Source organism: Flavobacterium sp. RSP15 (genome assembly GCF_003968755.1).
Lineage (GTDB): Bacteria > Bacteroidota > Bacteroidia > Flavobacteriales > Flavobacteriaceae > Flavobacterium.
Genome location: NZ_RYDL01000001.1, coordinates 348712 through 363094 on the forward strand (window position 1 = coordinate 348712; position 14383 = coordinate 363094).

A 14383-nucleotide genomic window follows, 5' to 3' on the forward strand; every position below is an offset into this window, starting at 1 on the left:
TGTATAACCCAGCTGGGATTAATAAAAAATTCCTTATAATTTCAATAAAAGATTAATTTTTATCTATAAAAAGCTAACTATAAAAACTATTTTACCAGGATAAATTCACTTCTTCTATTGGTCTGATGTTCTAATTCTGTGCAGATGATACCATCAGCGCATATGTTTATCAACTGATTTTCGCCATACCCTTCTGCGGTCAGGCGAGAAGGATGAATTCCGTTCTTGATTAACCATTCCATAGATGATTGAGCCCTTCGTTCCGATAATTTCTGGTTATAGGAATGACTTTGTCTGCTGTCCGTATGAGAGCGAATATCAATTTTCATATTCGGATTTTGTTCCATAGCATCTAAAATTTTTGATAATTCTAACATTGCATCAGGGCGAACAGTGAACTTATCTAAATCAAAATAGATCATTTTAATATTTAAAGCTTTAGCTAAATCATCTCCTGCTTTGAGTTTTTTGATTGTTTTATCTAAAACTATAGGTACGATTGTTTTTCCGTTGTCGTTAGCGACACTTACTGTTACTTCATCTGTGTTATATTCTGTTTTCACAATCTTGATGTAAAATATAGCCTCACAATCCACCTGTCCAAAATCAAAATAACCTTCAGCATTTGTTATTATTTCTTTTCCTAATTTATAATTACTGTCTGATAAACTCACTTTTGCCCCTGCAATTGGGGATCCTGTTTCTTTGTCGGTTACTGCTACTACTAGAAATTGCTCACAGGGATATTCTATTTTTTTAATTTCTTTTAACATGTAAATATCATCTCCACCTTGTCCTCCCGCTCTATTAGAAGTGACATATCCTATTTTAGTTGAAGTGTCGATAATCAAAGAAAAATCATCTTGTGGACTGTTCAAAGGCTCCCCAACATTTAACACGTTCTTAAAAATACCTTCTTTAGAAGCTTTGGCTACAAAAATATCCAGTCCGCCCAATCCGGGATGCCCATCTGAAGCAAAGTAAAGTTCATTATCAGCGGTAAGAAAAGGGAAGGTTTCTCTTCCTTCAGTATTGATCTCTTTGCCTAAATTTATGGGCGTTCCAAAAGTATCGTCTTCATTAATACTAACTTTAAAAAGATCTGATTGCCCTAATGTACCCGGCATATCAGAGGAGAAATAGAGCGTCTTTTCATCTGGACTTAGCGCAGGATGGGCAACACTATAATTCGCATCATTAAAAGGTAACTCCGTAATTGCAGTCCATTCATTAGCTACAAATGAGGCTTTGTAAATCTTTAACAAAGTTGTTTTATTGGTATTTTCCCCTACTTTATGATTCAAAAAATTATTTCTTGTGAAGTAAACGGTTTGTCCATCCTTAGTAAATACAGCGGTAGATTCATGGAATTTCGAATTCAACTTTTTAGAAAATAATTTTGCTCCAGTAAGAGTTCCATCCGGATTTTTATCCGACTGATACAGATTTGTATATCCTTCTCCTGTCCAAGAATATTTTCTATTCACAAGTCCATTTTTAAATCTTGCCGAGCCAAAAACTATTTTATCTCCAAAAAAAGAACTCCCATAATCCGAATATTCGGAATTGATTCCGGCATTCTGCATAGTATAGCGCCCTGAATTTTTCTTGATAATTAATAGGTAATCTTTCTGGCTGGCGGCAAGTTTTGCCCTAGTATCATTGCCATTTAGTTGATTGAATTTGGTCATCATAGCATCGGCTTTAGCATATTCTTTCTTCGATTTTAAAGATTGTGCATACCGATAATAGTATTCCGGAGCGACATTTTCTGTCAAGACAAATAGCTCCCCATACCATTTGGCTGCGCTTTTTAACTCTGCATTAAAATAGAACGAATTTCCCAGTTTTTGCAACATGTCTGCTGTTTTGTATCCTTTATCAAAAAGCCGTTCGTATGTTTTTATAGCATCAACATAGGCAAAATTTTCATATTCCTTTTCTGCTTTTTCCAAGGCCATCTTTTGTGAATAGCCATTCAATGAAACAATCATTAATAAGATATAAATACTATTTTTTTTCATGGTGTCTCTTTTTAGAAAAATCTTGGTGTTAATTTTTTATCTACGCTTTTAAAAATTTCAAAACGTAAAAATATTTCGTGAGATCCTGAATTATAATTGGCTAATTGGGTGGTTTCAAAATCATATCCATACCCAATAAATAAGCCATCACTTATTTGAAAACCTGCCATTGCAGTTAATGCTGCATCAATTCGCCATGCTGCTCCCAAAACAAATTTTTCATTGAATAAAAAATTAGCAGACAGATCCATTTGCAAAGGCGCACCCGCAACTATCTTAGATAAAAAAGACGGTTTAAATTGTACACTCGGGGTTAAATCAAAGACATACCCCCCTATCAAATAGTAATGCATTTTAGTACTTTCAGATGCAGATTTAGTATCGTTATAATGTTGTACTTCTATAAAATTAGGAATTGAAGCCCCTACATAAAATTTATCCGAATAATAAAAAATACCAGCTCCAATATTTGGAGAAAACTGATTGTTGATGTTATTTTGAAATTGGGGATCAGTCAAATCAAATCGATCTAATTTTGTGTAATCTACATTTAACAAATTAGCCGTAGCTTTTAATCCAAGGGATAGTTTATAGGTATCCGAAGTTTGAATAGTATACGACATATCCGCGGATATCGCAGTTTGATCAGCGGGTCCAATTTTATCATTTACAAAGGAGAGTCCTATCCCTAAATTAGTGTTTTCTATAGGAGCATTAATAGACGCGGCATTCGTTATAGGAGCTCCTTCAAATCCCACCCATTGCGTTCTATGCAATCCAAAAATACTTATTGCACCCCGACTACCCGCATAGGCAGGATTGATGTTTGTGGTGTTATACATGTACTGGGTGTATTGAGCATCCTGTTGCGCAAAACTCGAGATAGTAACGAACAGTAAACTAATTATTATACCTTTTGTTTTCATAATCTTTATTTGTTTATTCCAGTAAACTAAAATAGTTGTTCAGAAGTTTTTAAATTAGTTTCTACTCAGTTGTAGATACCCGGTTTTATCAATTCCAATCCCGTTTAAGTCAACATATTTAATGATATAAAAGTAAGTGCCACTGGGCAAACCATTGCTTTCTTTGATGGATACCCTTCCTTCAGAAAATCCCTTAAACGATTTACTATCATTATCATACCCCTGTATGTCATACACCTTAATTCCCCAGCGATTATAAATCTCAACTGTATTGTTTGGGAAACAATCAATGCCTTTAATTAAAAAGAAGTCGTTTAAACCATCCCCATTTGGTGACACTGCATTAAAAACGATTAGGATACATCCCTTCACACCAAGTACAATGGCATCATCCTCGAAAGGATTACTCTCGTGTGACAAATCTTGTACTATTGTCCCTAATGGGCTTGTTCCATAAGCTATAGTCTGATCCGTTACAAATCCTCTAATTAGATCTTGTTGTGTCAAAGTATAAATACCCACAAATGCAGTACTATTAGTCTCACCTACCGACAAACGTATTGGTCCACCTACAATAGTAATTCCAAGCATAATATCTGATAACGTAACTGAATTAAGGGTTACATTTCCCATATTCATTACTGTGTATGAATACCTTATTGTTTCTCCTACTTGGGCAAAACCATCTCCATTACGATCTTCAAACACACCCCTTTGTGTTAAAGTAATACTTGGATTTTCTTTTAACAAAATCACCGTTGGTGTATCATTGGTCATCGTGGTTCCTGATACATCCCTTACCGCGTTCCCTCTTGGATCTTGTCCTGTGGCCAAAGCACTGTTGGTGACTTGTCCTGCATCAACATCGGATTGGGTGATCGTGTAGGTGCCTTTAACTGTGCTGTTGCTCGCTCCAGGTGCTAATGTAGCAATCGGATTGTTGCTGATCGTTAATCCAACCATGGGATCGGTGATTACTATATTTGTTAGGGTTGTGTTTCCCGTATTGGTAACAGCAAATGTGTACGTGATAACATCGCCTACGCGTCCGGTTCCTGAAACGATTCCGGTTTTTACCAAAGCAATGCTTGGACTGGATGCTACTGGCGTTACCGTTGGTGTATCATTGGTCATCGTGGTTCCTGATACATCCCTTACCGCGTTCCCTCTTGGATCTTGTCCCGTGGCCAAAGCACTGTTGGTGACTTGTCCTGCATCTACATCGGATTGGGTGATTGTGTAGGTGCCTTTAACGGTGCTGTTGCTCGCTCCTGGTGCCAATGTAGCAATCGGATTGTTGCTGATCGTTAATCCAACCATTGGATCTGTGATTACAATATTCGTGATTGTTGTATTTCCGGTATTGGTCACGGCAAATGTGTACGTGATGACATCTCCTATACTTCCAGTTCCTGAAACGGTTCCGGTTTTTACCAAAGCAATGCTTGGACTGGATGCTACTGGTGTTACCGTTGGTGTATCATTGGTCATCGTGGTTCCTGATACATCCCTTACCGCGTTCCCTTTTGGATCTTGTCCTGTGGCCAAAGCACTGTTGGTGACTTGTCCTGCATCTACATCGGATTGGGTGATTGTGTATGTTCCTTTAACGGTGCTGTTGCTCGCTCCTGGTGCCAATGTAGCAATCGGATTGTTGCTGATCGTTAATCCAACCATTGGATCTGTGATTACAATATTCGTGATTGTTGTATTTCCGGTATTGGTCACGGCAAATGTGTACGTGATGACATCTCCTATACTTCCAGTTCCTGAAACGGTTCCGGTTTTTACCAAAGCAATGCTTGGACTTGGTGTCAAAGGAGTTACTGTACAAGTAAGACATCTTGGATCTACTGGACATGTGGTACATGGCGTTGGATCTGTTGAAGTACCGGTTACGTTAGCACCAGTAGGAGGAGTTCCAACAACAGTCGCTAAATTATATACTACCGCTGCATCAATATCAGATTGTGAAATAGTGTGTATTCCGGTAAACGTTGTGCTGTCAGACGCCCCAGCTGCTAATGTTGCTAGAGGTCCTCCAGTTATGACTGCATTAGGATCGGTTACGGTTATCGCACTAAGATCAGTATCGCCCGTGTTGGTCACTACGAAAGCATAAGTGATGGTATCACCAATATTTGTAATTCCATCGCCATTGTTATCTAAATACGTTCCTTTCTTAGTAATAGAAATTGATGAGACAGAACATAACAAAGTCCCACCATCACTATTTGTTGTATTTACAAATGCTCCATAAACATTTATATTGTTTATAGCACTAGCGAGCGATCCTACACTTATCTTGATTGCATCAAAAGGTAAAGTTGCTTGAAATCCGACATTATAAAAACCGGTTCCAGAACCCACAGGAGGTATCGTAATGAGTAATTTAAGTAGTTGAGAACCTCCTTTAGCTTCCTGCAGCTGACCATCTAAATAAGTGGATAGCGTTAATGATTGAAATAAATCCAATTCGATTAAATTATTCAGGTCTTTGATGGTGAATCCAGCAAAAGTACCTACTGGATACGTAAATAATTGATCCGCTACTGCTATAGCGGCGGACGAAATAACTCCCGCTGTTACTCTGATTTCAGCAAAATCAGTACTGTCAGGAGTTAACACATTATTAGTATTATTAACCGCACAAGCCACACAAGCTACTCCATCAATACCGGTATTATCCCCATCTATAATGACAGGAAAGTCAGGATTAGTCCAAACATAAGTAGTATCACATGCTACTGTGGGTGGACAAAAATTTTCGAATACGGCACTATAAATTTTAGTGGTTCCAAGAGAAACTAAAGCGGTATTAATCAATGTAATTTTGACTTCATCAAAAGGTAATGCAGTAACAAACCCTATTGTTTTTCTACTTCCCCCAACCAAAAGATTAGTTCCTACAGACACCAAAGCCGAATTACCTGTTTTGGATTCTTGCAACACCCCATTTAAATACGTAGTCAATACAACTGCATTCAGCACATTGATATCTAATAAAACAGTATTTTCTATATCAAAACCAGCAAAAGAACCGGCAGGATAATCTGTTATTTGATCTTTAATTGAAATACTTCCTGCAGATCCAACACTGGCAGTTAAATTAATTTGAGCAAAATTTAAAAGATCTGCGTCAATCAGGTTTTCGGAATCACTAACGGAGCAAAAGGCACAAACTAATCCATCAATACCAGTATTTATAGCATTTACAAATACAGGATACGTTGGAGAAGTAACTGCAACCGGGGTATTACAGGGTAATGCAGGACCTGCACAAAAATTTTCGAAAACAGCATTATAGACCCTTGTTGTCCCTAAGGTGACACCTGCTGTTTGATTGATAATAATTTGTACTTCATCAAAAGATTGAGTTGTTATAAAACCTATTTTGTAGCGACCTGAACCATTCAGCAATACAGCATTTACTGCTAGGCTATTTGCTAAAAATTGCTCGCTTACAATCCCATTCAAATACGTTTTTATCTCAATATTTGCTAATGTGGCAATACTTAGTAAATTAGAATTTTCTATTTCAAAACCAGTATAAGTGCCTGCTGGGTAATCAACAACCTGATCTTTGACGGCTAAGCTTCCGGAACCCAACACACTCAAAAGTAAATTAATTGATGCAAAATCAGTCGTACTCGCCGTTATCACATTCCCTGCATTGGAAACACTGCCAATACTTAAACCCGAAACTCCTGTATGGCCGTTTTCTATTGTTGTTGGGAATAATGGATAATTCATCGCCGTAGGAGCATTACAATCTAATTGAGGGCCTGCACAATAATTCACAATAACGGGGTAATATACAGCAGTTGAAGCTGAAACACTTAACAGACTACCTATTGAGATTTCGATAGCATCAAAAGATTGATTAGAATTGAATCCCACTAAGAAATTACCCGGATTAGACAGTAAATTTAGGCTTACGAGTGCTGAACCGGTGTGAGTTTCTTTTAAAACGCCTCCAAGATAGGTTTTAATTGAAATTCCGTTTAGTAAATCCAATGATAATAAACCTCCAGATGGAGCAATTCTATATCCGGCAAAAGTACCACTAGCATAAGTCGAATTTCCATCTGTTACTCTCAAATTATGAGTAACCCCGGCACCTAAAGTAGTGCTGGCTGTTGCAAAATTAGTCAAATCAGCATCAATGAGTGCCGAAACATTTGAAATAACGCAACCCAAAAGAGGATTACACACACCAGCTGAGGATGAACTTGTTGTAAGGCCATTAAATGTAGCTGACACTAAAGGTATTGGATCTACAGTATTACACTGTCCATATATATTTGGTTTACTTAATGCTGAAAAGAAGAGTAGAAAGAATAGTATTCTAAAAAAATAAGTACTTTTAAACATAACTGTATCGATTAAATAAAACTTAAAAATGGTATTGGATTAATTTATACTTTTTAACGAAGCTAAAAAGACTTAAAAGTAATTAGGTATTAGCGTTTTAACTGCCTCTAGTATGAAAATTAAATACTGCTACAAAACGTAATTAATGTATCTTCGCATAGGAAATATTTGGTTCATGATGAAAAAATAAAATTGAAAATTCACCCTTTTTTCAGACTTGAAAAGTTTTTTTTATATAATATTTTTTTACTACAAATAAAATTTTATTGTTATTTTCGCCATTCATTCTTCAGTAAAGTAAGAAATAACTTTATTTAAATTTGTTAAAAAAAATGTTTTTTTTTAACACTTATTAAAAGCCCAAAACTAAGATTTAACAAAGCTATAAGGCCTCTACTTCTTGTAGTATTAAAGCGATTTTATTGTAGAATTACTACTACATCATGTAGGTATTCTAAAAAATAGTGAGTACGTTTGAAAAAAGATATAAAACCTTTTCAAAAAAAATGAAACGATCCTCTCCTATTTATTATTTTTTTAATTGTATCCTATTAACGCTGTTATCAAATAGTAGTTTTAGTCAAAATAATTTCACTTATCGCTGGTATAGCTCGGATAACAATGAATTACCCCAAAGTAGCGTCAAAACTATTGTATCTGATAAATATGATTTTATATGGTTAAGCACTGAGAATGGTTTGGTACGCTATGATGGAAATCAATTTTTAACTTTTAATTCAGCTAACACTAAATTAAAGGGAAGTCGGTTTGGAGATATTTTAGGAAATGTCAAAAAGGATAGTTTATATGCTTTTAATGAAGATAAAAAAGAATTAATCCTCATTCATAATAGACGAATACAAATAATAAATAATAAAAAGGTTAAACATAATAGCGAAAAAAACGGGAAAGTGTTTTTCCCTCACGGAGGACTCCCTTCTTTAAAAACTGTAGGATTTAAAGATCAATTATATGTAGAATTATCGAACAACAACACGTATTACTTAAATACTACAGCAATTGAATTACGCGATTCTAAAATGAAACGCATTTTTAAAATTCCGTATACAAATAAATCTGTTTTAAATTTTTTCACTCTTGATGATACGCTGTATTATTTGAAAGAAAATGGAGACTATGATTTTATTTCCAATAACAAAATTTACTCCGGAAAACTAAATTCAATTCTTAAAGAAAATTTTAAAATTTACTGGAATACCACTGCAAATCAAGTTTTTTTGTATGCTAAAAATAAAATTTACCGATTAACGGCGCAAAATAAGCGTTTATCAGCTGAATGTATCGCTGAATTTAAAGATTTTGATTACAGTAATATTATTTCTGTTTTTCATGACCCCAAAAACTTAAAACTATTCCTTGGCAGCAGTACTAACGGACTTTGTATAATTACGTTCTCTAGTTTTAAATCCGTAAAGAAAAATCCGCTAAAAGCAGAACTGTACTATTCCAGTCTGCCTTTTACAAAAAACACTATCATTACAAATGAGGGACTAATCCTAAACTCGACAAAAATAATTGATAGCATACCTTTTATTAGTGGGAAGTACTTTAATGCTAAAACAACTATGACCAAGGATGCTTCTGGCGGAATTTGGATTGTACATAAGAAAAATCTGTATCGGTACTCCAAGGAATCAAATTACAAAAAATACAAACAGTATACTTTTGATCAGGAAATAAAAGTGATTTATACAGACTTGGATAATACTATTTGGGTAAGTTTACGACGGGAGGAAGGAAATAAAGCCAAACTTTATGTGATCGCAAACGAAGACAATCAAAAACCGAAATTATTACTTAGTCTTAACGTAAACATTAATTATATAGCCCAAAACGAACATAAAACTGTTTATCTAGGAACCGACAAAGGACTCTTTCAATATGACTGTAGAACTTATTTGTTGGACCTTATAAAAAACACAGCCCAATTAAACGTGCGAAGTATTTTTATAGACCGCGATAAAAAAATATGGATTACAACTTATGAGCAAGGTTTTTTTCTGTCTGAAAATAACACCCTACACACGTTTCCTAAAGATCAAAACAAATATCTAAATTCATCCCACTGTATCGTTGAAGACAAAAAAGGTTTTTTTTGGATCAGTACAAATAAAGGTCTTTTTCAGGCTTCAAAGAAATCATTACTTCAATATACGCAGGATAAAACAACTACGATCTATTACCATTTTTATAATAAAACAAATGGTTTCTTGACCAATGAGTTTAATGGAGGCTGCCAACCTTGCGGAAATTATCTCGAAAATGATTCTATCACTTTTCCTTCTATTAACGGGATGGTTTTTTTTAATCCTAACACAATAGAACCCATTCTTCCAGACAAAACCTTATTCATAGATGAAGTTATTATCGATCATAAAAGCACTTATTTTAAAGATACAATTGTCTTACAGAATAATTTTGAAAGAGTAACTTTTTTTATTGATTCCCCTTATTACGGAAACCCCTATAATCTAAATTTAGAAGCCAGACTTAATGGGGTAAACAAAAGTCTCTGGGAAAAAATAAGCGCTAATAAACGTATTTCGTACACCGCTTTACCGCCAGGAGAATATACATTGGTCATAAGACATCTTCCGGGTTTTAATTCAAAATACCATTATAAAAAAATAACGCTGATCGTATTAGCTGCTTTTTATCAGACCTTATGGTTTAAAGCCCTTATGTATTTTATAGGCCTTGCGATAATTTTCTATTTATCAAGAATCCGCTTCTTGTACATAAAAAATAAAAATAAAGAATTAGAGCAAATAATTGTAGCCAGAACCCAAAAATTAGCAACCGTAATTACAGCATTAGAGATTTCAAAAACCAATCTGACACAAGAAATTCTTCAACAAAAAAGGTTAATAGAAACAATAAGCCATGACATCAAGAGCCCATTAAAATACCTCGTTCTAACAGTCCATCATCTGTATAAAGATTTAGATAAAATGAACAGTATATCCCTTCAAGAACAGGCTAAATCAGCTTATAAATCGTCATTTCAATTGTATGTTTATGTTGAAAATCTCGTGAAATACTCCAAAATATTTATTGAAGACAAAAAATTAGAAGAAAATAGTTATTCCTTATATGATTTGGTTGCTATAGAAATTCAGCTTTTTGAAAAAATGGCATTGTCTGAAAATACAATCATAATTAATAGCGTGAATAGAACCGAATCCTTAAAAACGAACAAAAAAATAGTATCTATAATTATTCATAATCTTTTTGACAATGCGTTAAAAAACACCACAAACGGTACTATCGAATTACGATCCGAGACTAAGGGTAAAAAACTCTCTTTCAGCATAAAAGATAACGGAATTGGGATGGATAAAGAACTAATTGATTACTACACGACTCTTTATGAAAAACAAACTCTACAAAAAGAAATTTCCAGAAATTATGGACAGGGTTTACCCATGATTATCGAATTACTTGGTATAATTGAGGGAGAAATAAAAATTACTAGTCCACCTGACAGTGGAACAAGCATCGAAATAATTATTGATACAATCTAATTTTTATTGATTTTAAAAACATCGATCAAGGCAACAACATTCTTAATTTTAAGTTTTTCGAAAACTCGGTTTTTATACGTACTAACAGTTGACATTTGAATTTTCAACGTATTAGAAATCTCTAGATTACCCAATCCTTCAACTAATAATCCTGCAATCTCAAATTCTCTTTTAGACAATTTTTCTAGGGGATTCAATGGTGTTTTATTTAGTGCGGAAGCTACTATTTTGTTCATTACGGCATCCGTAATGTATTTTCCGTTTTCTAAAATAGACAGAACAACCTGAACAATTTTTTTTTCGCTACTCAATTTATTCAAATAGCCGTTAGCCCCGGAAATAATATACCGACAAGCATATAGATCTTCTTCATAAGCTGAAAAAATAAGTATTTTAATATTAGGTCGTATCAACCTGATATCATGGATCATATCTGTCTTTTTAGAACCAGGAATATTTATGTCCAAAATAACCAAATCAAAATAATTTTCTTTTAAAATTAAAATTGTTTCTAAAAAATTTTCAGCGTTAAATATTTTTAAATTTTCAATCTCTTGTTTTAAAACAATAGAAATTCCAGTTCTTACAACCAAGTGATCATCAACTAATAGAATTTTATAGGGCATAATTTGTTTAACTTTTATATTAAACTAATTTATTTACGAAAACAATTTAGTATAAAATTATTTTTTTTGTTTAAACACTGAAATACAATATTTTAAGTTAGTAAACAGTTACAAAGATAGCTTAATTTATCTTAAAATCTAAAATACTTCTGCCTTGAGCTCTTTCCTAAAAACTACTACTATTGTTAAAAATAATAGAAATAAATGACTTATCGTCAATTAAAATACTAATATTATAAATCTTAAAATAAAATTTTAATACTATTGTCACTTTTTTAATAAATTAAAACAACTACTATTAACCGATATTTTTAAAAAAAAAAGTAATAAACTAAAATAAATAGATGAAATATAAAATTCTGCTTTCAAAAAATCCTTTAATATCTAAAAAAACAAATATCTCACCAAGTGCTCTTTTATAAGCCTCACCCCGTAATTACACAAAAAAAAGCCGCTAAAAAACCGAAATATATCGGTTTTTTAGCGGCTTTTTTTTTAACTTATTTTTACAAAGTAGCCATGTCGATTACAAAACGATACCGGACATCTCCCTTTGTCATTCGGTCATACGCTTCATGTATATTTTTGATATCAATCATTTCTATTTCAGAAACAATATCATGTTCCGCACAATAATCTAACATTTCCTGAGTTTCAGGCAAGCCTCCTATAAGTGAACCTGCAAGACTTCTTCGTCCGCCTATGAGACTAAAAGCTTGAATTTCATAAGGTGTTGGTGGTACGCCCACACAAATATGCACGCCGTTTACTCTCAATAATGACAAATACAAATTTAAGTCGTGTGGCGCAGAAACAGTATCCAGAATAAAGTCAAAAGAACCAGCTACACTTTCGAGTTGTTTAGCATCTTTAGTAACGATAAAATTATGTGCTCCTAATTTTCTGGCATCGGCTTCTTTATTTGCTGATGTACTTAAAACGGTAACTTCAGCTCCAAAAGAAACTCCAAATTTAACCGCCATATGTCCCAAACCTCCCAAACCAAGAACGGCTAATTTATGCCCTTTCCCAACTTTCCAATGTCTCAATGGAGAATAGGTTGTGATTCCGGCACATAATAAAGGCGCTACAGCAGCCAAAGGCAATTTATCTGAAACTTGCAAAACAAAATCTTCGTGTACTACAATGGTGTTCGAATACCCACCATAAGTAGGTGTTTTTCCGTCTTGTCCCAAAGCATTATAGGTGTCTGTTCTTCCTTTCAAACAAAATTGCTCTAATCCCTCTTTACAGTTTTCACAACTTTTACAAGAGTCTACTAGGCAACCTGTCCCTGCTATGTCCCCTATTTTAAACTTCTTTACGTGGCTTCCTACCTTTACCACTTTACCTACAATCTCATGTCCCGGAACCATTGGGTAGATCGATCCTCCCCAATCGTCTTTGATTTGGTGCAAATCACTGTGACAAACGCCACAAAACTCAATGTCGAATTGTACGTCATGTGGTCCTACTTCTCTTCTTTCGAAATCCCAAGGTGCTAAATCTGTCTTGGCATCTTGAACTGCGTATCCTTTTGTAGCTATCATTTTCTTTATTTTCATTAAAATTATTAAATTTATCTTGAAAAATAAGTTGTCAAAATGTTAAATAAATCGAAAGAAATTATAAATGTCTCCTCCAGAAAAGAATACCTTGTAGTAATTGGATAGCCAATAATGCTTTAAGTCGATAGTTTTATTTATTTTTAAGTTTTTTTAATCGACATCCATCAAAGCACAATCTTATAAAAATCACACTCGATACTATCGGCCTTATCATTTTGGTTACTATCCAATAATCATGACATTGCTGGCCTTCGGTATTTATTTTAGTTGTACCAAAAAAGATTCTTTAATATGAATATTTATTAGTGCACTCTTTGTAATGCTTTTTTGCTTAACCTTTATGTTGCGCTAACATTATGCGTTGACCTTACAAAACCGAACTGTCCATTTAGAACTTCGGTACCGTTATTTTTCTTTTACTGAAAAAAGATTGGAAGATTTTGAATTTCAATTAAATATCTATCAACTGTTTGCGTTGCATTTTGTCTCAGATTATTAATTTCCAGCGTTAACACAAAGAGCACAGAATGAAAATCTTTCGGCAAAGGAAATTAAAAAAACGACCAGGCACTGGAAAGCGGCTGATAAAAGAGTTTAAAATTCTAAAAATAATAAGACTAATTTATCCAATCTAACAATTTCGAATTTTGTTTCTTTGTGGTGAAAAGAAAACAATAAAACTGAATTCAAAACCTAAAATGGCAGAATATTATCTAGATACTGAATACAAATACATTACTTACGAGGAAAAAGAAGTCAATTTTAAGGAATTTGAATGCTGTACTTTTACCAATTGTAATTTCTCCCAATGCGTTTTTGTGGCGGTTACTTTCATTGATTGCACCTTCAATGATTGCACTTTTAGTAATGCCAAAATAAATTATGTTGCCTTTAGAACCGTAACTTTTAATCGGTGTGAAATCAAAGATGTCAATTTTGCCATGTGCGATAAATTAATTTTCGAAATCGCTTTTAAGGATTGTATTTTGGATTTCTCTAAATTTTATACGTTAAATATAAAAGGAACCTCCTTCTCCAATTGCAGTCTTATTGCAGTCGATTTTATGAGCACTGATTTGACCACAGTTGTTTTTGAAAACTGCGATTTATACCGTTCTGAGTTTGCAAAAGCAATTGCCAATAAAGCTGATTTTAGAACCAGCTATAATTATACAATTGATCCCCAAACTACAAAATTAAAAAAAGCCATTTTCGCTTTAGAAGGTGTGAAGGGATTGCTATACAAACATGAAATCATAGTTAAGTAGTAATTATAAAATTATTATTCCGTATTCTATAGTAATGATTCTATTAATTTAT

7 protein-coding genes and 1 pseudogene are annotated in these 14383 nt (G+C 33.8%); 3 read left to right on the forward strand and 5 right to left on the reverse strand.

Going from position 1 to position 14383, the window contains the following annotated elements; genetic code table 11:
• Positions 1–86: 86 nt before the first annotated feature.
• The 3 genes from EKM00_RS01555 to EKM00_RS01565 are packed head-to-tail and all read right to left on the reverse strand — an operon-like array spanning position 87 to position 7324.
• Positions 87–2024 (reverse strand): OmpA family protein, encoded by a 1938-nt coding sequence (locus tag EKM00_RS01555; protein ID WP_126515003.1) that lies wholly within the window; start codon positions 2022–2024, stop codon positions 87–89.
• 11 nt (positions 2025–2035) lie between these two features.
• The gene (locus EKM00_RS01560; RefSeq protein WP_126451714.1) at positions 2036–2950 is read right to left on the reverse strand and encodes a PorP/SprF family type IX secretion system membrane protein; all 915 of its coding nucleotides are present in this window, start codon (positions 2948–2950) and stop codon (positions 2036–2038) included.
• Positions 2951–3004: 54 nt separating this feature from the next.
• On the reverse strand, positions 3005–7324 hold the full coding sequence (locus tag EKM00_RS01565; protein WP_126515004.1) for a gliding motility-associated C-terminal domain-containing protein: 4320 nt from the start codon (positions 7322–7324) through the stop codon (positions 3005–3007).
• Positions 7325–7830: 506 nt separating this feature from the next.
• On the opposite strand from EKM00_RS01565, the gene EKM00_RS01570 reads away from it, so the two are divergent.
• Entirely contained in the window at positions 7831–10869 is a 3039-nt protein-coding gene (locus tag EKM00_RS01570) for a ligand-binding sensor domain-containing protein (protein ID WP_126515005.1), read from the forward strand.
• On the opposite strand, the gene EKM00_RS01575 is transcribed toward EKM00_RS01570, so the two are convergent.
• Positions 10866–11495, reverse strand: coding sequence for a response regulator (locus tag EKM00_RS01575; protein ID WP_126515006.1), 630 nt, complete (start codon positions 11493–11495; stop codon positions 10866–10868). The two genes, EKM00_RS01570 and EKM00_RS01575, sit on opposite strands and share 4 nt — an antisense overlap.
• Positions 11496–12001: 506 nt before the next feature.
• Positions 12002–13045, reverse strand: a complete 1044-nt coding sequence (locus tag EKM00_RS01580) for an NAD(P)-dependent alcohol dehydrogenase (RefSeq protein ID WP_126452340.1) — start codon at positions 13043–13045, stop codon at positions 12002–12004.
• A 181-nt stretch (positions 13046–13226) separates the two neighbouring features.
• Between EKM00_RS01580 and EKM00_RS14865 the strand changes: the two are divergent.
• Both EKM00_RS14865 and EKM00_RS01590 read left to right on the forward strand, forming a co-directional pair.
• A pseudogene (locus EKM00_RS14865) lies at positions 13227–13661 on the forward strand (DUF6526 family protein).
• A 100-nt stretch (positions 13662–13761) separates the two neighbouring features.
• Entirely contained in the window at positions 13762–14331 is a 570-nt protein-coding gene (locus EKM00_RS01590) for a pentapeptide repeat-containing protein (RefSeq protein ID WP_126452342.1), read from the forward strand.
• Positions 14332–14383: the final 52 nt, after the last annotated feature.